General features: G+C 59.5%; 28 protein-coding genes. 10 read left to right on the plus strand and 18 right to left on the minus strand.

The annotated features are described in order from the left end of the window. The first annotated feature begins 87 nt into the window (after positions 1-87). Positions 88-348 carry a DUF1344 domain-containing protein gene (locus ACQ5BM_RS08120; RefSeq protein WP_429809919.1) on the plus strand — a complete coding sequence of 87 codons (261 nt, stop codon included), beginning with the start codon at positions 88-90 and terminating at the stop codon, positions 346-348. Positions 349-554: 206 nt separating this feature from the next. Here the strand turns inward: ACQ5BM_RS08120 and virB11 are convergent, their stop codons facing one another. From virB11 to ACQ5BM_RS08185, 13 genes are read right to left on the minus strand one after another with little or no spacing between them, the layout of a single operon-like run. Further along, the gene (virB11, locus tag ACQ5BM_RS08125; RefSeq protein WP_429809921.1) at positions 555-1,550 is read right to left on the minus strand and encodes a P-type DNA transfer ATPase VirB11; all 996 of its coding nucleotides are present in this window, start codon (positions 1,548-1,550) and stop codon (positions 555-557) included. A gap of 10 nt (positions 1,551-1,560) precedes the next feature. Beyond that, the gene (virB10, locus tag ACQ5BM_RS08130; RefSeq protein ID WP_429809923.1) at positions 1,561-2,733 is read right to left on the minus strand and encodes a type IV secretion system protein VirB10; all 1,173 of its coding nucleotides are present in this window, start codon (positions 2,731-2,733) and stop codon (positions 1,561-1,563) included. Positions 2,734-2,742: 9 nt separating this feature from the next. After that, positions 2,743-3,597, minus strand: a complete 855-nt coding sequence (gene virB9 / locus ACQ5BM_RS08135; protein WP_429809925.1) for a P-type conjugative transfer protein VirB9 — start codon at positions 3,595-3,597, stop codon at positions 2,743-2,745. Continuing rightward, positions 3,597-4,268, minus strand: a complete 672-nt coding sequence (locus ACQ5BM_RS08140; protein ID WP_429809927.1) for a virB8 family protein — start codon at positions 4,266-4,268, stop codon at positions 3,597-3,599. Before ACQ5BM_RS08140 ends, virB9 begins: the two co-directional genes overlap by 1 nt. 4 nt (positions 4,269-4,272) lie before the next feature. Next, positions 4,273-4,545, minus strand: a complete 273-nt coding sequence (locus ACQ5BM_RS08145) for a hypothetical protein (protein WP_429809929.1) — start codon at positions 4,543-4,545, stop codon at positions 4,273-4,275. 36 nt (positions 4,546-4,581) lie between these two features. Next, positions 4,582-5,517, minus strand: coding sequence for a type IV secretion system protein (locus tag ACQ5BM_RS08150; RefSeq protein ID WP_429809931.1), 936 nt, complete (start codon positions 5,515-5,517; stop codon positions 4,582-4,584). A 21-nt stretch (positions 5,518-5,538) separates the two neighbouring features. Next, complete coding sequence (locus ACQ5BM_RS08155; RefSeq protein ID WP_429809933.1) at positions 5,539-5,751, minus strand: EexN family lipoprotein; 213 nt, start codon at positions 5,749-5,751, stop codon at positions 5,539-5,541. After that, on the minus strand, positions 5,748-6,446 hold the full coding sequence (gene virB5 / locus ACQ5BM_RS08160) for a P-type DNA transfer protein VirB5 (RefSeq protein ID WP_429809935.1): 699 nt from the start codon (positions 6,444-6,446) through the stop codon (positions 5,748-5,750). The genes ACQ5BM_RS08155 and virB5 overlap by 4 nt, the downstream gene beginning before the upstream one ends. After that, a complete protein-coding gene (locus ACQ5BM_RS08165) occupies positions 6,446-8,812 on the minus strand; it encodes a VirB4 family type IV secretion/conjugal transfer ATPase (RefSeq protein WP_429809937.1) in 2,367 nt (788 codons plus the stop codon). The genes virB5 and ACQ5BM_RS08165 overlap by 1 nt, the downstream gene beginning before the upstream one ends. Beyond that, the gene (locus ACQ5BM_RS08170; RefSeq protein ID WP_429809938.1) at positions 8,805-9,146 is read right to left on the minus strand and encodes a type IV secretion system protein VirB3; all 342 of its coding nucleotides are present in this window, start codon (positions 9,144-9,146) and stop codon (positions 8,805-8,807) included. The genes ACQ5BM_RS08165 and ACQ5BM_RS08170 overlap by 8 nt, the downstream gene beginning before the upstream one ends. A 4-nt stretch (positions 9,147-9,150) precedes the next feature. Continuing rightward, on the minus strand, positions 9,151-9,450 hold the full coding sequence (locus ACQ5BM_RS08175) for a TrbC/VirB2 family protein (RefSeq protein ID WP_429809940.1): 300 nt from the start codon (positions 9,448-9,450) through the stop codon (positions 9,151-9,153). Further along, complete coding sequence (locus tag ACQ5BM_RS08180; protein WP_429809941.1) at positions 9,447-10,118, minus strand: lytic transglycosylase domain-containing protein; 672 nt, start codon at positions 10,116-10,118, stop codon at positions 9,447-9,449. The genes ACQ5BM_RS08175 and ACQ5BM_RS08180 overlap by 4 nt, the downstream gene beginning before the upstream one ends. A gap of 2 nt (positions 10,119-10,120) precedes the next feature. Beyond that, entirely contained in the window at positions 10,121-10,642 is a 522-nt protein-coding gene (locus ACQ5BM_RS08185) for a hypothetical protein (RefSeq protein WP_429809943.1), read from the minus strand. Between the two features lie 94 nt (positions 10,643-10,736). On the opposite strand from ACQ5BM_RS08185, the gene ACQ5BM_RS08190 reads away from it, so the two are divergent. Continuing rightward, positions 10,737-11,105 (plus strand): MarR family transcriptional regulator, encoded by a 369-nt coding sequence (locus ACQ5BM_RS08190; RefSeq protein WP_429809944.1) that lies wholly within the window; start codon positions 10,737-10,739, stop codon positions 11,103-11,105. A 244-nt stretch (positions 11,106-11,349) separates the two neighbouring features. Here ACQ5BM_RS08190 and ACQ5BM_RS08195 read toward each other — a convergent pair whose 3' ends face one another. The 3 genes from ACQ5BM_RS08195 to ACQ5BM_RS08205 all read right to left on the minus strand — a co-directional run bounded on the left by ACQ5BM_RS08195 (position 11,350) and on the right by ACQ5BM_RS08205 (position 14,772). Continuing rightward, complete coding sequence (locus ACQ5BM_RS08195; protein ID WP_429809946.1) at positions 11,350-12,882, minus strand: hypothetical protein; 1,533 nt, start codon at positions 12,880-12,882, stop codon at positions 11,350-11,352. A gap of 51 nt (positions 12,883-12,933) precedes the next feature. After that, positions 12,934-13,641 carry an autoinducer-binding transcriptional regulator TraR gene (gene traR / locus ACQ5BM_RS08200; protein ID WP_429810510.1) on the minus strand — a complete coding sequence of 236 codons (708 nt, stop codon included), beginning with the start codon at positions 13,639-13,641 and terminating at the stop codon, positions 12,934-12,936. A gap of 171 nt (positions 13,642-13,812) precedes the next feature. Continuing rightward, on the minus strand, positions 13,813-14,772 hold the full coding sequence (locus ACQ5BM_RS08205) for a LysR family transcriptional regulator (protein WP_429809948.1): 960 nt from the start codon (positions 14,770-14,772) through the stop codon (positions 13,813-13,815). Positions 14,773-14,923: 151 nt separating this feature from the next. Between ACQ5BM_RS08205 and ACQ5BM_RS08210 the strand changes: the two genes are divergently transcribed. Next, positions 14,924-15,835, plus strand: a complete 912-nt coding sequence (locus ACQ5BM_RS08210) for a nucleotidyltransferase and HEPN domain-containing protein (protein WP_429809950.1) — start codon at positions 14,924-14,926, stop codon at positions 15,833-15,835. Between the two features lie 161 nt (positions 15,836-15,996). Here ACQ5BM_RS08210 and ACQ5BM_RS08215 read toward each other — a convergent pair whose 3' ends face one another. Next, positions 15,997-16,278, minus strand: coding sequence for a hypothetical protein (locus tag ACQ5BM_RS08215; RefSeq protein ID WP_429809951.1), 282 nt, complete (start codon positions 16,276-16,278; stop codon positions 15,997-15,999). Positions 16,279-16,396: 118 nt separating this feature from the next. After that, on the minus strand, positions 16,397-17,551 hold the full coding sequence (locus ACQ5BM_RS08220; protein ID WP_429809953.1) for an amidohydrolase: 1,155 nt from the start codon (positions 17,549-17,551) through the stop codon (positions 16,397-16,399). Positions 17,552-18,049: 498 nt separating this feature from the next. On the opposite strand from ACQ5BM_RS08220, the gene ACQ5BM_RS08225 reads away from it, so the two are divergent. The 7 genes from ACQ5BM_RS08225 (at position 18,050) to ACQ5BM_RS08255 (ending at position 25,756) form a co-directional block, all read left to right on the plus strand. Then, complete coding sequence (locus ACQ5BM_RS08225) at positions 18,050-19,075, plus strand: BMP family protein (protein ID WP_429809955.1); 1,026 nt, start codon at positions 18,050-18,052, stop codon at positions 19,073-19,075. A 129-nt stretch (positions 19,076-19,204) separates the two neighbouring features. Beyond that, positions 19,205-20,734, plus strand: coding sequence for an ABC transporter ATP-binding protein (locus ACQ5BM_RS08230; protein ID WP_429809956.1), 1,530 nt, complete (start codon positions 19,205-19,207; stop codon positions 20,732-20,734). Beyond that, on the plus strand, positions 20,724-21,773 hold the full coding sequence (locus tag ACQ5BM_RS08235; protein WP_429809958.1) for an ABC transporter permease: 1,050 nt from the start codon (positions 20,724-20,726) through the stop codon (positions 21,771-21,773). The genes ACQ5BM_RS08230 and ACQ5BM_RS08235 overlap by 11 nt, the downstream gene beginning before the upstream one ends. A gap of 1 nt (position 21,774) precedes the next feature. After that, positions 21,775-22,716: an ABC transporter permease gene (locus tag ACQ5BM_RS08240; RefSeq protein WP_429809960.1), complete on the plus strand. Its 942-nt coding sequence runs from the start codon at positions 21,775-21,777 to the stop codon at positions 22,714-22,716. Further along, positions 22,713-24,002 carry an amidohydrolase family protein gene (locus ACQ5BM_RS08245; protein ID WP_429809962.1) on the plus strand — a complete coding sequence of 430 codons (1,290 nt, stop codon included), beginning with the start codon at positions 22,713-22,715 and terminating at the stop codon, positions 24,000-24,002. Before ACQ5BM_RS08240 ends, ACQ5BM_RS08245 begins: the two co-directional genes overlap by 4 nt. Before the next feature lie 107 nt (positions 24,003-24,109). Continuing rightward, on the plus strand, positions 24,110-24,499 hold the full coding sequence (locus ACQ5BM_RS08250) for a hypothetical protein (RefSeq protein ID WP_429809964.1): 390 nt from the start codon (positions 24,110-24,112) through the stop codon (positions 24,497-24,499). 255 nt (positions 24,500-24,754) lie between these two features. Continuing rightward, positions 24,755-25,756, plus strand: coding sequence for an ABC transporter substrate-binding protein (locus tag ACQ5BM_RS08255; RefSeq protein ID WP_429809966.1), 1,002 nt, complete (start codon positions 24,755-24,757; stop codon positions 25,754-25,756).

Consider the following 25,756-nt stretch of genomic DNA (forward strand, 5'->3'; position numbering starts at 1 on the left):
GCAAATACCTGACAAGGTCATGTGTGCAATGATGCAGGCCATCATGAGGGCAATCGCCCCCCACCTTTGGATCGAAGGAGAAAGCCTATGACTGTCAGACGCATCCTTCCTGGACTTCTCGTTTCCACTTTGTTTGCGGCCTCGGCTCTCGCCGCGCCACTCTCCACGACCGGCGTCGTTAAGTCCATTGATCAAGCCAAGGACGACATTGTCCTGCAATCTGGTGAGACCTTCACCCTTCCGACCAAATTCAACTTCAAGAAGCTCAAGGTCGGTGAGACCGTGAAGATTACCTATGTAAAACAGGGCAATAAGATGGTCGCATCCAAGGTCGAAGCGATGAAGTGATAGCAATCTCGCCGAGATAGCGGCAATGCTGAAGCCATTGCCGCCGGCGAAGCCTGCATCGGACATTTCGGCAACCGAACGTCCCCTTCGCGGTCATGGCGACGCCGCCAAATGTGAAGTCGCTAGAAGCGCACAGGCCGAGGATCGTGAAGATGATATCGGTTGTCTGACCGCTTCGCGGCACTACTGCGTTTCCAGCGCGTCGGTCATCCGTTAGGCGTAATGTAGATTTCTGTTGCGCGAAACCGGCCATCCATTCGCTTGCATTGGACAATAACGTCGATCGAGACCCTCAAGAGTCTATCAATGTCTTCGCGATCCAGATTGCGTCCGCCTTCGGATTCCTTCACGAGCAGCGTCAATTGTTGCAAAGCGAGTTCGGCGGAATCGGCATGCACGGTCGTGATCGATCCGGGATGACCGGAGTTGACGTTGCGGACGTAGTAAAATGCAGTGCCGTCGCGCAGCTCTTGCAACAGGATTCGATCGGGCCGCATTCTAAGGCTCGATTCCAACAGGTCTTTTGGACCGGCAGTGGAAAGTCCTTGCGCGCCTTTCGAATAGAACAGGCGTACATGGTTGGGCTGAGGAATAACCAATTCTGGAGTGTCCTCGATCGAAATGATCCGCTCGTGAGATGGGATGTGCTTGATCAACGCTTTTGAGAGCGTCGTTTTGGCCGATCCGGTTGCGCCTGAGATGATGATGTTTTTCCGCGCAATCACGGCCTCCCGCAGAAATTCCTTGAAACGGCCGGCATGGTATAGCTCCAGCAAATCCTGGTGCAATGCCGGGGCGTCTCCGCTAACCGCTCGCGTCCCGGAGAAAAACTCTCGCTCTTCCAGGTCATCGAGCGTGAATGTGACCAATGATGGCTTTCGGATGGTGATGCTGACTGTGTTCCGCGTGGTCGCAGGCGGGATGACGATCTGGATTCGCTCATCCCCCGGCAGTGTTGCCGACAGGATCGGCCGCGTTTCATCGATGGATTGGTGGGAAAAACTGGCCACGGCCCGGGCAAGGCGCATCAGCTTTTCAAAGGATAGCTCCGGCAGATCATGGGTCCGCCATCCACCAGAGCCTTCTGTCAGCACCTGCCCGGGCCGATTGACGATCACTTCGTAAAGCGACTTGTCATCAAGGAACGGCGTGAACGGAGCGAGCAGTTCACGAACGACCGTCGCGTCAGGATCCTCGGTCACCGCCCCTACCCTACTTCGTCACGAACGTCGACCGCGGGCTGAAATCCCCCAGCACCGCGCGGTCAAGGACCTTGTTCTTCGGCTCGGTCACCCGCAATCCGTAGACACCGGAAAAGTCGAGATCACGTGCGACGAAGATCGAGACGAGCTCGCCTTGGTGCTTATTGAGCGTTGGCGGAATGTTGATCGATTGCTCGACAGCGATGGCTGCCGCCTGCTGGCCTGCGTTTGTCGTGTTCTCAGCGTCGACGTCGCTGTTCCCCAGGCGACTGTTGGCATAGCTCGTGGCATCGCCGACGATGGACAGGAGAAGCGCACTCCCGAACCGCTCCCACCAGTGGGTGTCGACATAGCCGTCGATGCCGGCCCGGCCGAGCGCATCCGTCGCCGGCGAGGCCAAGGTGACGATGACGCCGTTCGGGGCTTTCGCACGATTCCAGAGCACGAAGAGGCGCTTCTGTCCTCGTTGAAGGGCGCCCCGATATTCGCCGACAACTTGCGTGCCTTTTTCCATCAGCACAACCCGGCCATTGTCCGAGAGAACATCCCGGTTGATCACGCAGCTGGTGAAGCCGGGCTGATCGGATGCCATGGCAGTTTCCAGCACGCACGGGATTGACGATCCCATTGCAACTATGAAGTTCCGATTGCCGAGTGTGCCGGCGCGTGAGCCTTCAAGCTTGGTCGGCCGTAGCAGCCCGTTGAACCGCTGTTCATCGGCATTGGCAATATTCTGGCCCATGGTGTTTCCATCGAGTGGCACGAAATTGCTGTCCCCGGACATAAGTGGATCTGCGGTCTCACGGTGCGATGTCGTGTTCTTCTGTCCGCCGCTGAAGGCCATGACCGGAGCCCGGCGCGCCGAGTCGAGCAGCGGATCGTCGTCCTCCACCTCCTCAGCCGCGAGCGGGGTCGGCAGCTTCACTTCCGGCACCGCTTGGACCGGCTCCATCTTCTCCTTCACCGGCTCGAAGTTCGCCGTTTGCCGGATGACAACCCGCTCGGGTCTGGTTGTGTCCGTCGGAGTGTTCTCGCCGCTCATCGACCACAAGGCGAAGGCGATAAAGGTAACAACGGCCAGCGCAACCGCGCTGCGCCTCAAGACGGGATGGTTGTCGATCCTCCCGCCGGGAACCGTTTCGGCGCGTTCGCCCGGTATCCGGCTTTCATCTTCCTGAACCATGACAGGCTCCTACTGCCCCGTGCCGATGTCCGTCCGAATGACCCGCTCGACCGACGGCGAGGTCGTACTGGTGTCAGGGTTGATGCCGACCCGATCGTAGGCCTCATTGAAGACGCAGAGCACGTCCCGTCCCCTCCGCAGGATGAACTTCCGGCTGATCGCGTGGACCAGGACAAGATTGCCATCTACGGATTTCGGCACCAGGCTTTCACTGCCGTCTGAGTTCTCGATGTAGATGGCCGGCATTTCCCGGTTGCCGACGAAGGCGAACGTCGTGACCTTGCCATTATCGTAGACCGATCGCGGTTCCAGCGCCTGCGCGCCTTGGGCGGAATAACGCCAGTTCCGCGGCCCATGGGTCTCATGAATGGCCAACACGTTGTCAGCCTCCTTCGCCTGGGCGGCGAGCGCTCGCGCCGCCGCGGCCTGGCGCCGCCGTTCAACTTCGTCGGCCGGATAGCGGTATTTGACGTAGAAGTAAGTATTTTGCCCCACCTCCACCGCGCCATCTCGCACTGTCAGTTCCATTTGGTAGCTTCGTGTCGAGCCGTCGCGCCGGGTGGTGACGGCAGAGAGATTGGTGACTGGCTGATTTTCCCGCGGCTTGAGAAATAGGATGTTGCCCGCCGGCGCGACCTCCCAGGCCACACTATTGCCGAGCGCGATATGCGCTATCTCCTCGTCCGCCGCGAACTCCACCTGCACCGACGAACGCAATGAGCCGATGATGCGAGTGATGTTGTAGGGCTGGTAATCGACAAAACGAACACGGCCGTCCTGCGACGCCCCGCGAGGGATTTCGAGGGCGAACGCGGTGGAGGCGGAGGTCGTAAGAAGGAGGGTGGCGATGAGGGTAGTCCGCATCAGTTGATGACCTCCGGATCGGCTCGGTATTCGCTGACTGCAAAACCGAGAGGATTCACCAGCCGATCCGTCGAGGACATCGGCGCGTTTGCATAGGAGAAGGTGAGCGTCGCAACCCAATGGGTTGTCCGGACTTCTTCCCCGCGGGTGATGGTGCGCATGTAGCGGACGGATACGACATGCGGATTGATCAGCGAGATCGAGGCGATGCTGATGCGCGCGGTGGCGCCGCGCCCATAGGTATTCTGTGGCGACTCCGGATTGCTGCCGCGATAGAGCGCTGAAAACCGAGCCTGCTCCGGCTGCGTCGAGAGAAGCGCGACGGTGCGGAAATTCTCTTCTGCCTCGCTCCAGACATAGCCCTCCCGGGCGCGGACATATTTTGCGGCAAAGTATTTAGTCACGGCCTCGTCGTAAGTGCCGGCGGTCGATGTCAACGCCGAGACGACATCGACGATGCCCGTCGAATTGTCGACCCGCACGACAAAGGGCTCGACCGTTTTCAACGGCGTGAGGCCGGCGATGGCGAAGATCGAAGCGCCGGCGAGAATGGCGGCCACGATGGCGATGAACCAGGCGATGCGTGCCGACCGTTCGACCTGGATCATGCGGTCCTGATCGAAGCGTCGCGCCTTTGCGAAGTATGTCTTGAGTTCGTCCCCGGAGACCATGGCGTCAGCCCTCGGATGGACGATAGGAGGCGTCGATGTCGAGATGGGCAAAGGCCGGTGGCTCCTTGTCCTCTTCGGCATAGGCCGCGGCCATTGACGAGCTTACGGGCCCCGCATCGGACTGTTTCTGTTTCAGACTGCTACTGTCTTCCCACGGCCACATGGCGCGATTAAGCGGGCGGCGCGAATAGCCGTCGCATTTCGGGAGCGGATACGTCAGCGATGCACAGCCGCTTAAGGCGGCGACCATGCAGAGCAGCGGAAATGTTCTGATCATTCCTGAAGAGCCTTTTTCTTGTTCGTGCGAAAAGCGTCACGATCCCGAGCCTTTCGGGTTGAAGGTTCGACCAATGGTGCGGACACCGCGTCCGGCAGCCCGGGTAGTATGGGTCGCCGCCCAGGCGAGCGTGCTTTCGTGAGCGTCGCGTGCAGCGCCGTAGCCGTAGGTCAACGACGCGCCGCCGGCGGCAAGCGCTGAAGCGATGTTCGGAAGCTGATAGAAGACATAGAGAGCAGCGAGGCAGATGGCGCAGAGCGCGGTCGGACGCATCAGCACGTCGCTGTACCCTTCGATCGCCGTGAAGGTGGTGTCGATGCACGTGATCAGCAGGGAGCCGACGGCGACGACGAGGACCTGGAGGATCACGAAGTTCGCAAGCTGTCCGATCCAGGCCTCGGTGAAGCGTCGCGTCGCCTGAAACATCGCGAGTGCCACGAAGATCGGTCCGATTGCGAGCACGATGGCGAGCGCCAGCCGGGCATAGAGCGAGACGATATAGCCAATCGCCGCGACGATGAAGCTCGCGCCAATGACCATCATGCCGCCGATGCCCGTCACCACATCGACCGGCCAAGAGGCGCGAGCCCAGATCTCCTTGGCAGACGCGTGTCCCTTGTCGAGCAGGCTGTCGAAGGTCGATGCACTTGGTGCTGTGCCGGCGTTCAACGCCTGAGAAATCTCACGCGGCAATCCCTCGAAGAAGATGTCGGTGACATAGGTCTGATATTCGTCGGCGTCCCTCACCAGCATTACGATGATGGCGAGCTTGATCGCCCGAAATGCGAAGTCGAGGATCGGTTCCTGGACCGAGCCGCGGAGCACGAGATAGCCGTAAAGCACGACATAGAGCGTGATCGCTGCCGTCAGGGGGCCCGAAATCCACTCTGAGATGTTCGAGGTCCCGTCGGAGACGAAGGTCTCCAGCGGAGCCTTGAACTGCTCGTCGACGAAGGCAAAGACCTGATACATGCCTCAACCTCCAAGTACCTTTCACATCCGTTTAAGACGGGCCTTGAAGTCTGCGGCCGCTGCGTTTTGGCAATTCGGGGTATTGCCTAATTCACCAGGGTTGTTGCGACACGTCGCCAAGATTTCGGCTAGCAGGGCCTCGTCGGCGATGAGTTCATCGACAGTGTAGGTTCGCTCGGCTTGCTCGGAGCAACTGACCAATAGGACAGCGAGAAGAACGACATGCCTCTTCATTGCAGTGCCTCCCCCATCGCGTCCAGGCGCCGGCGCCAGTCTTCCGCCTTTCGCTGCTCGTCAACCTGGGCCTGTGCCTGCTGGACCATTCGGAGGGCCTCCATGCGCAGTATATCGGTCTGGAGGAACGCTGTTTCCGCCTGAAGTCGCGCCTGAAGGTCGGCGATGTCCTTGGCGTCACCCGCCGTCGAAATCTTCTCGCGTAGTTGATCAATGCCATCGACGCGCTTGGCCGCGGCATCGTAGATATGCTGCGCTAGGCTCATCTGCCCGGCATTCTTGTTCTGAATGCGCGAAAGCTCCTGCGCGTAAAAGTCATCTGCGCTGGTCCGATAGGTCGAATTCCCCTCAAGGAACTTTGAGGCCGTATCGCCGAACACGCCCGTGCCGCTTCCCTTGAACAGCCCTGCGATGACGTTAAAGTCCCCGGGGAGCGCCTTGCGAACGACGGGATCGTTCAAGACGCCGGCAACATCCGCCATGTCGGTGATCTTGTTGAGCGAGCCGTAGAGCTGCTGCGCCTGCTCGATCTGCTGGTTGAGCGCATCGAGCTGGGCCTTCAGTTGGGCGATACTCTCGAGGTGCTTGGCGATCGCGGTCCGGTCGATCACCGGGATTCCCTGCCCGGCTGCCGTGCCGGCGAAGAGAATGAGCGCGGCGGCAATTGCCGCGCCGTGATTTCGATAGGAAGCCATTAGCTCAAACTCCTTCTTTGCTGAAAAATCGGAAGCCAATCCGCGAGCCGGTCGCCGACTTCTGTGCGGATGGCATCGGCGAGTTCGACATTCGCGGTGCGGCCGGAGAGGATGGCAAGTTCGTCGTCGAAACCGCCGAGGTTCAGTTCGGCGACGACGCTATTGTGCCCTTGCTTCAGTATGAATCGGCGGCTCTCGACGGAGAGCTCACGTGCAATGAGTTCATACTCCCGCTCGGTGAGCTTGAAGCCGTCGACATAGTCGGCGTGGTTACCGCGGGCATTCGGTAGGAATATCTGCGTCGGGCATTGCTCGATGATCGTATGAGCGATCGGCGATACGATCGCATCGCGCGGGCTTTGCGTAGCAAAGAGCATAAGGCCGTTCTGTTTGCGGATCGTCTTGAGCTTGTTCTGTGCGAGATCGCGAAACCCTTCGTCCTGGAGCGCCTTCCAGAACTCATCGATAACGATGATGATGCGCCTGCCATCGATCAGTTGTTCGACCCGGTGGAAGAGGTAGGCCATCAGGGGCGTGCGGATTTCCTCGTTGTCGAGGAAGTCGGTCATGTCATAGCCGACGAACTTGCCGCCGAAACTGATGTCCTCGATGATGTTATCGAAGACCCAACCGAGCGGGCCTCCGCTCTCCCACCGCCGCAGCCGCGCGGCAATGCCTTCGGGATCGGTGTTGTTGAGGAAAGTCCTGAGCGCGCCAATCGTCCGGCGCTCCACCGGCAAGTCGGCAAGGCCATCGACGGCGGAGGCGATGTCTCGGAGTTCGGTCACAGTCAGCTCCCGTGTTGCCGAGCCGACAAGCCTGCCGACCCAGCGCGTGAGAAACACCTTGTTATCCGGCGTCAGTTCAAGTGCCTTCAAGGGAGCGCACCCGGTCGGGACACCATTCTTGAGCGGTAGATAGGTGCCACCGGCAGCGCGCACGTAGAGATCAGCTCCCCTGTCCTTGTCGAAGAACACCACATGCGGGTCATGTTTCTCGAGCTGTGACAGCAAGAAGTTCAACAGCACGGTCTTGCCGGCACCGGACGGTCCGCAGACGAAGGTGTTACCGAGATCGCCGTAATGAAAATTGAAGTAGTACGGTGACCCCGACGCCGTCTTGAAAAGGGCGACGGCAGGTCCCCATTCGTTGCCGTCCTTCCGACCGATCGGGTAGGAATGGAATGGCGCGAGCGCCGCGAAGTTGCGGGACGTGATCGCCCCGGACCGAGCGCGATAGCGGAAATTGCCCGGCAACTGGGCCCACCAGGCAGCCTCAAGGCCGAGATCCTCACGCGCAACAACCGCACCACCACCGGTCAGACCTGCGCGTGCCTTGCCTAGATTGTCGATCAGTTCCTTCACCGACCGCGCAAAGACGGCCAGCGTCAGATGGTGTTCGCCAAGTACGAACCGATTGGACTCCAGATCGTCCAGCGCTTCATCGATCTCCTCGATCTGCGAGAACGCCTTGTCGCCGCTGCTGACCATCTGGTTCTGCTTGCGGCCCATGATGACGCGGGCATCCGCCTTCGATACGAAGGAGAAGGATTGCGCCAGGATAACTTCGAAAGGACTGGTGAGCACACTGTCGAGCATCCCGGTCCGAGTTCTGGCCGGATATTCCTTGAAACTCAGCATGCCGGCATACCGACTTTCGGCCTCGTGGCGAATCTCGATCGTCTCGCGGCCGAAGATGACCCGGTCGGAGTAGATCACGGAGGCGATGCGACCCTCTGTCAGCGGAACCGGTTCCCGCCGGCCGCCGACGAGCTGGTGCAGTACCTCGCTCGGCTCCGAGAAGATCAGGCCCCTGTGCTCGTAAAGCGACAGCACGCGGGGATCGAAACGTTTCAACGCCGCCGTAACGTCGACGACCTTGTTTCTAAGATGCTTGAGATCCTCCTCATCCAATTCGACGCCCGTCCGACGGGACTGCAACAGACGCGACAAGAACGTCGCTGCCTTGTCGGCCGGGTGGCGTGCCGGAGACCAGTGGATCGTCAGATAAAGATCATTGCGGAACAGATCTTCGCCCACCATGCGCTCGCGGTATTTGTCGTTGAGCGCGGCCGAAAATGCGGTCGCGAAAGTACCCACCGGAAAGTCGCCGTCCCGGCGGCGAATGAGATGGGTCCACAACGCGAGCCGCTCGTCGGCGATGTTCCGATAGAGGGTATTGAGGTCGCGATGGAGAGCGTTCAGGTCGAAGGCGTCTGCGGTCTCGAAAGAGACGCCCTCTAATGCGATCATCACCATCAGTGCCCGGGAATCGAGTGCGATTGTCGACTCGTCGACGTGGCGGACGTAGGGGATGAAGGTCTCAGGACCGAGTTCGCGAGATCTGAGTGTGGCGAGCTTAGGCAAATCCGAGATCCCTTTCGTCGTAATTGCGTGCGAGCTTTAGGGGGCTAAGCGTCGCTCCGCCCCAATAGCCGCTGTTGCGGGACCGGCCGCGTGTCTCCACCCAAACCAGCAAGATGCGAAACTTGTTGTGGTCGTGTTTGACGAGTGCGCGGAACAGCAGATGGAAGACGACGCCGACGAGCACGTAGGCAACCGAGCCTGCAATGATGTAGAGGATGGTCGTCAGCATGATATTCATGCCCATGGCTTCCATCGTCACGCCGGCAATCATCGCCGGCCGGGTGCAGGCGATGAACAGCATGTCTTCCTCAAGGATTGGCCGCGAACTCGCCATGGTGTCAGCTTCCGACGATGGTGTTCACGAGCTCGGTAGCGCCGAAGATGCCGCCAATGCCAATGATCCAGAACCCTGCGCGCCTCAGATCCATGTAGCCAAACATCCAGGCTATGCAGATCACGATGACCGCGATGACGGCCAGAAGCTTGGCGATGTTGCCGGTCAGCATATCAACGATGTTCTGCAGCACGGTCTCGATGCCGGCCGCCTGCGCGAAGGCAGGTTCGACCATGGATGCCACGATAGCCGCTGCCATGGCGGCGGATGCGGCGATCGGGCGGATACGGGCACTGAAAGTCATTCACTCTTCTCCATTTGACTGTTCTGGAACACGAGGACGGAGGACCTCCGTCTCGAACTGAAAACATCCCAGGACGGCACCGATACCGTTTGATCAGTCTGGGCCTCGGCCTTGCCGGCATCTCCGATCGCCTCGACAAGAGGCGCTTCGTTGAGCTCCCTCTCTCGGCCACCATCTTCGATCGTGAGAGTCGTGATAGTTCTGGCGAGCCGGCTTTTTTCCTGACGGACCTGCTCATCGTACCTGACCATCGCGCCGACAGAGGGATCGTTCCGTCCGTAGTAGGAGTGCAGCATCACCTGTTCGGCCCGGCTCGGATCCGCGCCGGCTTTCACCGCCAGCCGGTAATATCGGTCGAGAATGGTCGCCGTGGCCCGAAGGTTGAGGCATGGGTCGAAGGCATCTGAAATGGAAAGGTTGAGCTTGCGGAGTTCTTCCATGCCGATGCCGCCGAGACCGAGCTGGATGTCCTGCCGGCCGGCTGCCATTGACGTGGCGATTGCGATCGCCTCCACCTTGGTCGTGGGTTGCTGCGAGAGTGATGCGCCGCTGTTGACCCGGATGGCGAAGGGTTCGAATTGGCTTTCAAGGCTGACGATAGCGGCGAGCGTCTCGGCTGCAATTGTGGGTGCGCACGTTTGCGCCAAATCGAGGAAAGCACCAGGCATGCTCAGTACCACACGCGTTGCTTGCCAACACCGTCGATGGTCACGTCGATGTAGTGGGGTTGCGGGCGGATGTTCGGTCGCGTCGTCACGTAGCGCTGGCACTGCGTACGGCCGTCTCTCCGCCGCCACGCTGACGACGAGGTCATCCGATCATCGTTGGAGTAGCATTCAGCATTTGTGACAGTCTGTGGCGTGGTCGAGATACAACTCGCTTCTATCCCGCGGTCTCCATACCGCGTTATCAGGCGATAACCGTCATTGCAGTAATAGGGGTCGTATCGAGGGCGCGAGGTCTGGAACCCAACGCCGCTGCACGCGGGAAAGGAGTGTCCTTTTGCAAGCGCGCGCCAGAGCTTGTGGATTGGCGGCCGGCACTCTGCATATTGTGTCGGACCGCTCGGATTGGAAAGGCACAGGATAACCTGGCAACCCCATTCAGCCGCTCGCGCTTTACTGTCGAAAACAAGATAGAATGGCGCTAGACTGGCTGCAGCGACAAATGCCCGTGCAAGAGACTTGTTCATGACCACCACCTTCACTGACGCGATTGTGTGCAATCCTAACAAGCGGCGCAATTTCGCGACGCGTTTTACAATCATATATCTGACAGTATAAAAAATGACAAGCGCACTCAATGCCCATTGGCAGAGCCAACTGTTTTCGGCTTACGCTCTGCAAGAAGTTTTCGACAAACCGGTTGAGGGAGAGACGCCGCAATCGCGTTTGAAGCAGGTTGGGATGATGACGGTGCTCTATATGATGCATCAAAACCACGAAAAGCTAACGCTTTCGAATATAAGCCAAATTACCGGTCTGACGCGCAACGCTGTGGCGGAATCGATTGATCCTCTCATTGAGCGGGGCATATTGACCGAAACGATTGTGAAGAACTCGATGGGACGAGGAACTGCGAGGCAATTTGAGTTCTGCCCGGACGTTTTCGAGCGCCTAAGGTTAAGCCCGGAGCAGCAAAAACCTGGAACTTAGTGACTTTTTTACGACACTAACAACGGCACACGACGGCGGCGTTGAGCCAGCCTGCGCGGGACTTGGACTTCTGACCACTCGAAAGGCGCGACAACTTCGAGCAGCTTCGTGACCTTCCAAGAAGGCGTTAGTTTGGGGGCCTAAAACTTCAAATCGGCCATCCAGATCTGCTTTTCGACGGCCGTCGGGCGAATGCCTGCATCGCGATATTCACTTACAGGACAGTTTCCATAGAGGTACGCTTTCACTTGGCCGTGCGCCGCAGCCCTTCCAGTAGCGGTCGCAGCTTGTGCTTGCGCCGGTGCTGCTCGATGAGCCCATCAAGGTGCGCAAGCCACTGGCCAAACCGTCCGCAAACCTTATGCGCGCGTCCGGCAATCCCGAGCCATAGTGCGGCCGTCTCATAGCGGCTTGATCTTCCTTCAGACATAATCGGATCGGCCATGCGGCATGCAAGGACAATCACCCAATCGGGGTGATCCGCCAATGCCCGTTCAGCAAGCCGACCCAGCGCAGGGTCACGTGGACTGAAGAAGCGTGTTTCCTGCAGGTTGATGCAAGCAACGGCTTCGGCGACCAAGTCCTCATCGAGCAGGATTTCGATCCGCTCATGCGCGTAAGGTGCCGCCATCAGCGCCGCAAGCAGCAATTCGCGCAATTTCGGCCAATCCGACGGAGCGACGAGTGTCTTGGCCACGCGGAAATCTTCACGTGCGAGGCTTTCTTCGAAGGCTATCTGCGTTGCCTTGAACATCATATCCCGGTTGCCCGCCTCATGCGCCTTTTCGCGCAGCCAGCGGGCCAGCATTGACCTGCCTGTTCTGTGACGCCAATTTTCTTCATCTTCGCCGCGCCCGTCTCGCGACAACCCCCAGGCGGCAATGTCGATCGCAGTTTCCAGTTGGCCGACAGCAGCGACGGCCTCGGCCAGCCGTAAGAGATCACCATGTGTGGTCAGGCGCGTATGGGCGAGCGCGACCGCCTCATCGACCCGGCCCGTCTGCGCCAGTTTCACAGCATGGTCGCAATGGAACCCCGCCGCACGGGAAAGGTTGAGGAAATGCTCGCTACGCCCCATGGCTTCGAGCGCGGCAAGTCGCGCCCGCGTCAGATCGTCATCGAGCGGATCACTACCTCCCCCAGGCGGCCAGCTCTGCCCAAGCCCTGAGAGCGTCGCCTGAAGGCCCGGCTCGTCCCAGCCCTGCATGCAAGCTGCAATAGCAGTAGCAAAGGCATCGTCGGCGCCAATTTTTGCGAGTTCGCCCTGCCAGTCGGCCAGTTCGCCGGCGAGGTCATCGCGCGCCTCCTGTGAGACACCATCCATGAGGGCGGCTTGAGCGATCAATTGATCAAGCCGCGGAAAGAACTCGTGCAGGGTTTCATCCCAATCGGCGTTTTCGGGCCAATATGCGGCCAGCCCCGAGGCGACGGGTATCAAGATCGTCAATGCATGGGCGCCGCGCCCTGCGGCAAGAAGGGTTTCAGCCTCGTCAATCAGTTGTTCGAGCGCCGCTTCATCGATACCCGCAGACCGTTCGCCCCAACTGAGCCGATGCCGCCCCGAACCGGTCGAAGAGAAAAGCGCTTCGGCGCGACGACGAAACGGCACCGGATCGAGCAGCGCGCTGGCCTCGTCAGCCACCGAAGCCGCGAATCTGGCATCGAGCCAAAGGGCAAAGCCCTCGTCTCTCTCGGCACGTTCGAGCACAAGCGCCTCAAGCCGATCACGCGAAATCGCCCGTAAATGCTCCGCGCGCTTGTTCTCCGCCTGTTTCACCTGTACTCCTCAAACTTCGACTTCAGATGCTTGGTGGCGATGCGCTTGGCTTCAAATCAGCTTTAGCTTCGTCGCCAGAGCCGTCGCCTGCGGAAGCGAGTAGGCATTGAGCTTCCTACGCGCATTATTCATGTGGAAGTTGACGTTCCAGTAGCTCATGTTCTCGATGGCGGCGATTTCTCTCATGGATTTGCCCTCAGACGCCCATTTGAGCATAAGCGCCTGTCTAGCGGTTAGGCCGATGCTCGGTTTTGCTGTGGGTTCAATGTTCGCTTGCTCGATCCGCACATGAAGCTGGGCGACCGCCATGGCGGCCGCTACCGGATCGATATCCCTTTTCAGCGAGAGGGAAGGCTTGTGCGAGGCCATTGTCAGCATCGCCATGCGTCTGAACGCAGTCGCGACCGGAATGGTGATGCCCGACCGAATGCCGAAACCGGCGGCATCCAGATAAAACTGCCGAACGCGCCTCGATCTGACAGTCCTTGAATTTTCGGAAGACGACCAGGTGAACGCTTTCATCGTGGCCCTGGCAATCTGGATTATCGGATCGATCTCGTTGAAGCGCTTGGAGAAATACCAATCCTGCCATTCTGGATGATAATTCGAAACGGCGAATGTTCCGATCGGTTGAAGATTAAGGTAAGCATAATACTCGAAGCCGAGTTCTTCAGCGAGCTCGGTGAGCGCTTCGTTGAACATCTCCTTCGTGCGAGCCACGGTGGAAACATCCGTTAGCTTCTGAAACCAGCTCTTCACCTTCTCCTCCTTTTGCTCTCGTCTTACTGAAGCAATGCTCGGCCCGGCAACATTCTGGACCTTTTGAAGAGCCATCGGCGAGTTATGCTCCTGCCTCGACTCCCGTTCAATATGAACGGCCCAAGGACAGTCATCGCCAACCTCCGACGGCCTACGTTGCCACTTACCTAGCTACTCGCCATGCGCCGGAAGACCGCGCTTGATATTGTTCCTTCCGGAATGGTTGCCCACAGCTTTAAGCGATCTTGATGCCGCTGCCAGCGTGCGGGCAATATCTACGATCTCTTCACGGTTTGCGGTAGGATCCTCCTTGTTCCAGGCAAGCCCCATGCCGATCGTGAAATCCACCCCCTTCACTTCTCGAAGTCGAAACGACTGGTGGGGCAAATCCCTGGTCCATTCCGGCACGAAACCCACCCCCATCCCGGCAGCGACCAGCGAAACCAAGGAGAGCGTGTCATCGCAACTACAGGCGACCTGATCGAGAAGGCCAAATTTTCTGAATTGCTCGAAGAAGTACTTTTCCGTGTAAGACAGATTTGAGCGGGAAAAGGAGATAATCCGCTCGCGTTTCAGATCGCCCATTGTAACGGTTTCCGCCGTCTCGAGCCGGCTGCCAAGTGGCACCGCCAGAAGATATCGTTCGTTGGCGATGCTCTGCCAACGGAGCGATCCGATGTTTTCGACCGGCCGGATGAAGCCAAGGTTGATACGGCCCTTCTCCAAGTCGCGGATGATTGCATCCGTGGAACCGCTGCTCACGTGAATCTGAATATCGGGAAACCGCTTGCCGAGCTTGTTAAGAAAAAGCGGCAAGACACCGAAGGTGGCGGGATATATGGTTCCGATGGTGATCCGATCGACATTCTTGCCCGCAACGGCGCGGACGACAGCGGAACTGTTTTCAATCTCCCGCAGAACATTGATGCACCGCTCGTAAAAAACTTCGCCGGCTTTGGTCAGTTGAACACGACGCGTAGAGCGGATGAGAAGCTGCACGCCGAGCTCCTTTTCCAACGTTTGTATCTGCACGCTAAGGGCGGGCTGAGCCATGGAGAGCGTCGCCGCGGCGCGACCGAAATGCAACTCTTCGGCCAAGGTTGCAAAACATCTCATCTGACGGAATTCCATTCGCCTGTCCTCTGCATCCGCGCAAGCCAATCTACAAGGACATAGATCATCCATTAATCGCCAGATTAGATCAATCTGTTATTTTTTAATAATATGAAACCCATGAATTCCTGCAGTAGACGGCGAATCGTCTTTATCCTATCGGTTGAGTATGAAAACGAGCCTCGAACATCTTCCCGAGAAGAAGCAGCGCGAGCTTGCCCGCGTCGTGGAGATCATCCACGAGGAGTTTGCCGATGCGCTCGAGGGTGGCTCGGCCGACTTCAAGAAGCGCGGGCGGATTTTGAAGATCATCCTCTTCGGCTCCTACGCCCGCGGCACCTTTGTCGACGAACCGCATACGATGAAGGGCTATCGCTCCGATTACGATATCCTCGTCATCGTCAATTCGAAGAAGCTCGCAGAACCGGAATATTGGGACAAGGCGACCGACCGGTTGATGTGGGACAAAGGAGTCTCAACGCCGGTTGGGCTGATCGTCCATGGTGCCCGGGAGGTGAACAACTTCCTTGCGGACGGACAGTATTTCTTCGTCGACATTCTGCGCGAAGGCATCGTGCTCTACGAACTCGACGACCGGCCTCTGGCGGAGCCGAAACGGCTCTTGCCTGCTGACGCGCTCCGGGTGGCTAGGGAGCATTCCGAAAGACAGGATGAAAATGCGAAGCGCTTCCTCGACTTGGCGCGCGTCGCGATATCCAATCGTTGGGCAAATCATGCCGCCTTTTTGCTACACCAGGCAGTCGAGACCGCCTATTCTCGCCTTCTTCTGACGCTCACCAATTACAGCCCTCCTTCGCACAACCTCAAGTTTCTCCGCGGTCTCGCCGAGGATCGGGATCAGCGGCTCGTCGAGGCTTGGCCGCGTGACCAACATCGCTATGCCGCCTGGTACAACATTCTCAACGAAGCCTATGTGAAGGCACGCTATTCGAAGCACTTCGAGATCACCGAGGAAGGACTCGGATGGCTTCTCGAGCGGACAGAGCATCTTTTTCGACTCGTTGAGATGGTCTGTCAGGAGCGACTGGCGGAATTGGAGCGAGGCTCGGGACAGCCCTGAGTTGACGCGAGCCACCACTTGAAGCCAGCCTCGACCATGCTGAGACGTCGTTGACATCGCCGATACCGTCGAGCGTCCCCCGTTGCGCATCGTCCATACTGTCGCGCTTCAGCACTCCGTCAGCGCTGAGCTCCTGATAGACATCCTGTTTGCAGGATGCATCAATTAGCCACCCGCCTGGTGCACTGGGTCTCCCGCTTGATGCAGGCGATCTCGGCCGTCGAGCATTCGGCAACACCGTTGACGACCGCGCAATGCGAGCACTGATCGGTGAATTCCACGCAATCCGGATTGGCCTTGATGAAGGCCTGCAGGCTCCTATCCTGGGCCTGTTGCGGTTGGGCCGTAGCGTCATCGCCGGTTGTATCCGCCGCCTGAGCGGACGCCATCTCCGCGATGGTAAGTGCCAGGCAAAGCGCGACACGAAAGCTGGACTGCCTCATCCCCCTGCTCCTCCCGAGCATAGATCCGAACGCGGCGTGAAACGGCTCTCAATCCGGAACTGCACAATTTCGAAGAGTGCCGTCACAACAGCCGCCGTGCAAGCGACCGCCCGCCCCCTCACCCCAGTTCGTTGCGGATCGCCCGCATGAACACCTTGGCGCCGATGCCGATCAGATCGTCTGGAAAGTCATAGTCCGGATTGTGCAGCCGCGCATGGTTCTCGCCGGCGCCAAGGAAGAACATCGCCGCTGGCGCCGCGCGCCCGAAAAGCCCGAAATCCTCCGACCCCTTCATCGGCAGCACGCCCTCGCCCTTGTCATGGCTGACGCCCTCCTCGTCCATCGCGCGTTCGAGCGCGGTCACAGCCGCTTTCGCGTTGCTGCACTGGTGGAACACGTCCTCGTAGCCGATCGTCACCTTCAGCCCGGCAGCCTCCGCCTCCCTGGCGACCAGCGCCTCGGCGCGGACCACGAGATCGGCCATGCGCGCGTCGGTCAGTGTCCGCAGCGTCGCCCAGATCTCGGCATAGCCGGGGCTGATGCCGAAGGCCGCCTCGCCGAGCCGCGCATGCGTCACCGTGACCAGCGTATAGGTCTCGTCGAGCGGCCCGTTGTTGCCAAGCGCCGTCAGACCGGAAAGCAGCGCGGCAACGGCAAAGGTCGGCGCAATGCCATCCTCCGGCGTCGAGGCATGCGCCGTCTTGCCGGACAGCGAAATCCGCATGCCGCGCGAAGCGCAATTGACCGGCCCTGTACGAAGGGCCGCGTGGCCAAAGCTTAATCCCGGAAAATTGTGCAGCGAGAAGACCAGATCCGGCTTGATGTCAGCAAATTTCGGGTCGGCAAGCACGGCCGCAGCACCCGCGCCGTTTTCCTCCGCCGGCTGGAACATCAGGATCGCGCGGCCTCTCATCGGGCGCTCGCGTCCAAGCCCTTTGGCCAGCGCCATCAGGATCGCCATGTGCCCGTCATGGCCGCAAAGATGCCCCTTGCCCCTGATCTCCGAGCGATGGCCGATCTCCGAGATCTCCTCGATCGGCAACCCGTCGAGCTCGGCCCGCACCATCACCGTCGGCCCCGGCTCTCGGCCCTCATAGATCGCCGCCACCCCGTGCCCGCCAAGACCTGTCATCACCGCATCCGGCTTCGTCTCGGCCAGAGCCTTGACGATCGTATCCGCCGTCTCCCGCTCCTCGCCCGACACCTCCGGCCGGCGGTGCAGCTCGCGCCGAAAGGCGGTGAGTGCCTCAAGTTCACGGTCGATCAGAAACATTCATGCCCCTCAGGTTCTTTATCCGGATAGAAGCTCCAGTTTCCGGGTCCACTGCTCACGCGTCTGGACAACGCATGACCTTCCCCTTCAAAAGTCTCCCAGACACGACCTTAGACCATCTCCGCTATTGAAAGAGAAGAGTGAAAGACTTCCTTGGACACAGCGACAGCGGATCGACTTCAGCACCATCTCGCACTTGCTTTGCCGACTGGAACTTGTTCGCCGCAGTTGCAGTCAGAAAACTGGTTGCTCGAAACCGCGCTCAAAGTCGGTCTTCAAGTGAAGCCTCTAACTTGTTGTGGCGTTGAATGACCTGTTAGGCAGTTTCGAACGCGATATGTCTCCCGCCAAACTGCATAGAACTTGTCGCGGAAGTTGCGTGATATCCGGTTGAATGGCGTACCACACCCAATTGCTGCAACCTCCAACTTCCCCTACATTGACCAAGTGGTAAAAAAGACGCACGCAAAACGCGCAATCAAATCAGAGGGGAACTTAATGCAAAGCGATTCCTTCAATTTTGCCATTTCCAGAAGAACCCTGATCAAAGCTGCCGGCGCCTCTGCCGTGGTGGCAGCGGCAGGTCTGCCGAACCGTCTGCTTGCTGCGGACCCGATAAAGGTCGCGGCCATCTACACCGTTCCCGTCGAGCAGCAGTGGGTCAGCCGTATCCACAAGGCGGCGAATGCAGCGAAGGAGCGCGGTGACATCGAATATGTCTATTCGGAAAACACCGCGAATAACGATTACGAGCGCGTCATGCGTGAGTATTGCGAGGCGGGTCACAAGTTGATCCTGGGCGAGGTCTTCGGCGTCGAGGATGCTGCCCGCGCGGTTGCCAAAGACTATCAGGATGTCGCCTTCCTGATGGGCTCGAGCTTCAAGCCCGATGCCGCCGTTCCGAACTTCTCGGTTTTCGACAACTATATCCAGGACGCATCCTATCTGTCCGGCCTCGTCGCCGGCGCAATGACGAAGTCCAAGAACATCGGCATGGTGGGAGGCTATCCGATCCCAGAGGTCAACCGGCTGATGAACGCATTCATGGCCGGCGTGAAGGAGGTAGCCCCGGACACCAAATTCCAGGTCGCCTTCATCGGCTCATGGTTCGATCCGCCGAAGGCCAAGGAGACCGCATTCGCCCAGATCGATGGGGGTGCGGACTTGCTCTATGCCGAACGTTTCGGTGTGTCCGACGCCGCCAAGGAGAAGAAGGTTTTGGCCATCGGCAATGTTATCGATACCCAAACGGACTACCCGGACACCGTTGTCGCCTCCGCACTGTGGCATTTCGAGCCGACGCTCGACAAAGCGATCAGTGAAGTGAAGGCAGGCGCGTTCAAGGCTGACGACTACGGCATCTATTCCTTCATGAAGAACGGCGGCTGTTCGCTGGCGCCTCTCGGCACCTTCGACACCAAGGTTCCGGATGCCATCAAGGCCAAGGTCGCGGAGAAGCAAAAAATGATCAAGGACGGTTCGTTCGCCGTCGAAATCAACGACGCCGAGCCGAAGTCGACCTAACCACTTCCTCGCGTTCATCGGAGATGATGGTCGGCAGTGCCGGACGAGGAATTACCACTCGCCGACAGCGACCATTCTCTCCCTGGACGGGAAAGGAAGCCCCCAACAATTCGTCTTCCGGTCGCCGACGTGTCTAGCAAACCCGCCCTTCGTCTTTCCCGCATTAGCAAGCGTTTCGGCCCGCTCCGGGCGAACGACGCGATTTCCTTCGACCTCAAGCAGAGCGAAGTCATCGCACTTCTCGGGGAGAACGGTGCTGGGAAGACGACTCTGATGAACATTCTCTTTGGCCACTATGTCGCCGATGAGGGAGCCGTCGAGGCCTTTGGCAAGTCGCTTCCGCCGGGAGATCCGCGCGCTGCCATTGATGCCGGCATCGGCATGGTCCACCAGCACTTCACCCTAGCAGACAACATGACGGTGCAGGAAAACATCACGCTTGGCACGCAGAGCCTTTGGCGCCTGCGGCTTGACCGGGCCGCAGCGCGACGGCGCATTGAGCAATTGTCCGCTGATTTCGGCCTCTACGTCGATCCCGCGGCTACCATCTCCAGCCTCTCGGTCGGCGAGCGTCAGCGCGTCGAGATCCTAAAAGCCCTTTATCGCGAGGCCCGCATCCTGATCCTGGACGAACCGACGGCCGTTTTAACCCCCGCCGAGACCGAGGCGCTGTTCCGGACGCTGAAGCTGCTCGTCGCGAAAGGCCTGTCGATCATCTTTATCTCTCATAAATTACACGAAGTGATGGCTGTTAGCGATCGTGTGCTGGTTCTGCGTTCCGGCCAGCTCGTCGGCGAGCGCGAAACAAGGTCGACCGATCGCAAAGAATTGGCAGCACTCATGGTTGGCCGGGAGCTCAAGCCAACGACGGTCAGCCCGCTAAGACTGGGAGGGCCGCTGCTGGCACTCGAACAGGTCTCCGCAACGCCTTACAATGGGGCGGGCCTCGACCAAGTATCGCTAACGCTTACAGCTGGAGAAATCACCGGCGTTGCCGGTGTTGCCGGTAATGGTCAGGCTGTCCTTGCTGCCCTCATCGCCGGCATACGGCGTCCAACCAGCGGCAGCATTTCCATCGCGGGGCAGGAAGTCTCCGACTGGTCGCCACGCGCGGCGCTCGCCCATGGCGTGGCCCGCATTCCGGAAGATCGCCACGCTGTCGGCAGCATCGGCGACATGAGCGTGACGGAGAACGTCATCGCCGAACGCTACCGAAGCCCTCGGTTCAGCCACATGGGCTTCCTGAACTGGAAGGCCGCCGGGCGCTTTGCCGAGAAACTCATTGCCGACTACGACGTCAAATGCCCTTCGCCCGAAGCACGCATACGCCTACTCTCAGGCGGCAACATGCAGAAGCTCATCCTCGGACGGGCCCTTGATGGCGACCCGGCGGTCATCCTGGCAAGCCAGCCAACACGCGGCCTCGATGTCGGCGCCGTCGCCTATGTTCACCGCATGCTGCTCTCAGCGCGAGATCGGGGCGCCGCGATCTTGCTCATTTCGGAAGACCTCGAGGAAGTCCTGGCATTGTCCGACCGCATCTTCGTTATGTTCAAGGGGCGCCTTTCCACGCCCTCTGCAAGGGGCGAACGCAGCATTCGGGAACTGGGGGAACTGATGGCAGGCCACAGCGGGGAGCGCGGTGATCATGCGGCTTGAACCGAAACCCGCGCCGTCCTTGGCGATCACCTTGCTGTTTCCGCTGGCGGCCATAGGCACCACGCTGGTGCTGACGTCGATACTGGTTCTCGCCGCCGGCGCTTCCCCACTGTCCGTCTTCTATCTTGTGGCGAAGGGGGCGGCCGGCTCACAGTTCGCCTTCTTGGAGACCTTGACCCGGGCGACGCCACTCATCTTCACGGGTTTGGCGATCGCCGTCGCCTTTCGGGCAAAGCTCTGGAACATCGGCGCCGAAGCCCAACTCTACATCGGTGGCGTCGTCACCGTAGCGCTGGGAACCGGCGCACTACCCCTGCCTTCGGTCGTTCTCATCCCGGTAATCATGGTCGCCGTCATGGCCGCAGGCGCGTTGCTTCTGCTCGGCCCAGCCGTGCTGAAGACGCGTTTCGGCGTCGACGAGGTGGTCACTACGTTGCTCCTCAACTTCATCGTCCTGCTGTTCGTATCCATGCTACTCGAAGGTATACTCAAGGATCCGATGGGGCTCGGCTGGCCGCAATCGCAGAAGGTCATAGCCGAAGCACAACTGCCCCGCCTTATCCAGGGCAAGCGCCTGCACTATGGCTTCGTCATCGCCCTTGCTTCGGCCGTCCTCATCTGGGTCGTTATGAAAAAGACGGTTCTCGGCTACGAGATGCGCGCCGTCGGCCTCAATCCCGAGGGCGCTCGTTTTGTTGGCATTCTGGTCGACCGCACTCTGATGAAGACGGCGTTGCTTTCGGGGGGATTGGCCGCTCTTGCGGGTTTTTCCGAAGTCTCTGGGCTCAAGGGCAACCTGACGCTCGACCTGTCGCCGGGCTACGGCTACACCGGCATCGTCGTCGCCATGCTGGCCATGCTGAATCCGCTCGGTGTCATCGCCTCGGCCATCTTCGTCGCCGGCATCTTCGTCGGCGCCGATGCCATGAGCCGAGCGGCCAAGGTGCCGAGTTACATAGCCGACGTCATGGTCGCCACCTCGCTACTGACCATGGTTGTCGCGATCCTTCTGACGCGATTCCGGATCAGGTGGAGGTGACATGGACGCGCTCGAAATCCTCTTCACCGCCTCTTTTTGGGTTGCCGCAATCCGCATAGCATCCCCGCTGATCTTCGCGACCATGGGCGAGTTGATCTGCGAGCGCGCCGGCGTCCTTAACCTCGGCATCGAGGGGATCATGACGGCAGGCGCTTTCGCCGGCTGGTTTACCGTATATTCTGGCGGCGATCTTTGGGCCGGCTTGCTGGTCGCTGCCCTTTTCGGCGCCATGTTCGGCCTGCTGCATGCCACGCTCACGGTACCACTCGGCCTGTCGCAACACGTCGTCGGCATCGGTGTTACGCTGCTTGCCACGAGTCTTACTTACTTCATCTATCGTCTTGCGCTGCCCGAGGTGACGTCGCCGCCCAAAATCGAGCCGTTCCAGCCCCTGCCGATCCCGGGCTTGTCCAGCATTCCGGTCGTTGGCGAGGCACTGTTTACTCAGACACCACTGACCTATCTCGCATTCATGTCGGTCGCCGCCGTTGCCTGGATCCTCTATCGCACGCCCATCGGTCTCGCCGTTCGTGCCGCAGGCGAAAATCCGTCAGCGGTCGAAGCGCAGGGCATTTCGGTCACTGGCATTCGCATGGGCGCCGTCGTCATTGGTAGCGCGCTGATGGCGGTCGGCGGCGCCTTTCTCACCACCTCGGCTTTCAACTCGTTCTTCTTCCAGATGATCAATGGACGCGGTTGGATTTGTATCGCACTGGTCGTCTTCGGCTCCTGGCGGCCAGGTAAGGCGCTGATCGGCGCCATCCTCTTCGCAGCCTTCGATGCCTATCAGGTTCGTCTGCAGCAGATATCGGGCGGCATCGTGCCCTATCAGGTTTTCCTGATGATGCCCTATGCGCTGTCGATCCTGGCGCTGATCCTGGTCGCACGTCGTGCTGCATATCCCAGAGCTTTGATGATCCCGTACCAGAAAGGCGAAAGATGAGCTTCGACCTGATCATAAAAGGGGGCACGCTGCCCGATGGAAACGTCGCCGACATCGGCATCAAGGGCGATAGGATCGCGGCGATCGAGCCACGCATCGACGCGCAGGCTGGTCGTGTCGTCGATGCCTCGGGCGACCTCGTCAGTCAGCCCTTTGTCGATCCGCATTTCCATATGGATGCAACGCTGTCCTACGGCCTGCCACGTATCAATGCCTCGGGTACGCTGCTCGAAGGCATCGCGCTGTGGGGCGAACTCAAGCCGCTCCTGACCCACGAAGCGGTCAAGGAGCGGGCGTTGGCTTATTGCGACTGGGCGGTCTCGATGGGCCTCCTCGCCATCCGCACGCATGTCGATACCTGCGACGACCGCCTTCTTGCGGTGGAAGCGCTGCTAGAGGTCAAGAAGGAGATCGCGCCCTACATCGACCTCCAGCTTGTCGCCTTCCCGCAGGACGGGTTCTATCGCTCGCCGAATGCGCGCGAAAACACCATCCGCGCCCTCGACATGGGCGTCGATATCGTTGGTGGTATTCCGCATTTCGAGCGGACCATGTCCGACGGCACGCGTTCCGTTACCGAACTTTGCGAGATCGCGGTCAAGCGCGGCTTGATGGTCGACTTGCACTGTGACGAGACCGACGACCCGTTGTCGCGCCATATCGAGCAGCTTGCCTATGAGACCCAGAGGCTCGGCCTGCAAGGCCGGGTGGCTGCCTCGCACCTTACCTCGATGCATTCGATGGACAACTACTACGTCTCGAAGCTGCTGCCGCTGATTGCGGAAGCCGACATCTCAGTGATCCCCAATCCACTCATAAACATCATGCTGCAGGGACGCCACGACACCTACCCTAAGCGCCGTGGCCTCACGCGAGTGCCGGAGATGCTAAAGGCCGGCATCCGCACCGGCTGGGGTCAGGATTGCGTGCTCGATCCCTGGTATTCCCTCGGTACAGCCGATATGCTCGACGTCGCCTTCATGGGATTGCACGTCGCCCAGATGTCCTCGCCCGCAGACATGCGCACCTGCTTCGACATGGTCACCAAGATCAATGCCGAGATCATGGGCCTCGATCATCTCGGTCTAGCCGTGGGCAAATCCGCAAGCCTCGTCGTGCTCGATGCGGGCACCCCCATCGAGGCGGTGCGCCTGCGCGCCGATCGGGTTTGTGTCGTCGCGAAGGGCAAGGTCGTGGCCGAACGCGAAAAGCGCGATACAGCCCTGTCCATCAAGGGCCGCCCCGCGACCATCAACCGCCGCCACATCGTGCCACGGCAATCGTGAGTTACGAATAGTTCGTCAGGCGAGCGGTCAAAGTAGCTCCGCCAGGATTCCTTCCGTGTTGGCCCCACAAGGCGTCCAAGAAGTCGAACAACGATGTCGGAGAAGAATTGGCTTCATCTAAAGCGGGAAATGAGTTAAGATTCAACCTGCTCGATATGAGTGGCACCCATGTGTTTCCGGACGACGCGATCTTCGCTGTGAGACCGTCCGGCCACATTTCCCCGCCGGACTCTCAAAGGAGAGTCGCCATGTCGAAGCCATTGAAGAATGTACTGGAACCGTCAAACGAGGCGGATGCGCAACATGACGTCGCGGTCGCGGCGGCTGTGGAACTTGCAATGGAGTTTTACGGCTGCGACGCCGTGACCGCTGCGGCCAAGCGCGCATTCGAGGCCAGGGACCTCAATCGCGAAAGCCATTACCGGTTCTGGCTTCATATCTTCAAATCGCTGAAATCCGATCCACACCTGATCAACGAAATCTGCCAGCCGGGGTGACGAAGCGGCTGCCTGAGGCAGCGCGCATAAACCCGAGCGCGGATTCATAGAGCTTGAGGCCCTCAAGACCGAATCCGATGCAAGCCGTCCGCCAGTTCAGCGAATGCAACACGATTGATATGGTTTCCGTATCAATACCGGGAATTCAATATTGGAGATCGCAAGACTGGCGGGCGCAATGTCACCGAACCGACAACACCAACAAAGGGGATCGTCATGAGGTACACTGCGCTGTGCGCACCTGCGATCGTATCAATGGTTTTGGCCGCGAACGGCCACGCCGAAACGCTCATCGTCAACAGCTATGGCGGGCCGTACGAAACCATCATCCGGGAGCGGATCATTGAGCCTTTCGAGGCCAAATTCGGGATCGAGGTTATCTATGACGCCGTCGGTTCGGCCTCCCAGGATTATGCCAAGATCAAGGCCACCAACGGCCGCCCCGGCTTCGATGTCGTCGTAATGACCGCTTCTCAATCGCTCGAAGGATGCAAGGAGGGCCTGCTTGAGGAATTCTCGCCAGAGGAGGTTCCCAATCTTCAGCATCTGTCATCGGTGATCGCCGGGGTTGCTGGCCCCTGCGGCGCGGTTCACGAAGTGCAATATCTCTCGCTTCTTTACCGGACGGACAAGCTGGCAGAGCGTCCGAATTCCTGGAACGCGCTTTTGGATGGTAGCCTCAAGGGCAAGATCATCCTGCCGACATTCCAAAACGTGATGGCGGCCTACCTGATGGAGATCTTCTCGGTCGCCCATGGTGGCGATCTGCTCGAGAACGTCGATCCTGGCTTTGCCGCCATGGCCAAGCTCGCGGGGCAGTCGATCGGCTTTGAGCAATCATCCTCGGTCATGGAAACGTACCTCAAAGGAGGCGACGTCTGGGCGATGCCCTTCTGGAACGGGCGCGCGCAACTTCTCGTCGATAGTGGCTTGCCGGTCGACTATGTCCTGCCGAAGGAAGGCTCGATCCCCTTGGTCGCAACCCTGAACGTGCCGAAGCACGCGGCGAACCGAGACGCAGCTCTCAAGTTCGTCAACTTCTTTCTTGAGAAGACCAGCCAGGAGGCATGGGTCACCGGCTACAAAGTCGGCAGCGGTCGGATCGACATCGAGGTGCCCGCCGATATCCGTGCCAAACAAATCACCACCGAGGCCGATCTGAAGGCCCTTCTGTTGCCCGATCTCGCTGCGGTCGCGACACGGCTCCCCGCCTGGGGAGAACGATGGGAACGTGATGTCGTCGCGGCGGCCAAGTGA

It is taken from the genome of Ensifer sp. B1-9 (assembly GCF_050474445.1).
Lineage (GTDB): Bacteria > Pseudomonadota > Alphaproteobacteria > Rhizobiales > Rhizobiaceae > Ensifer.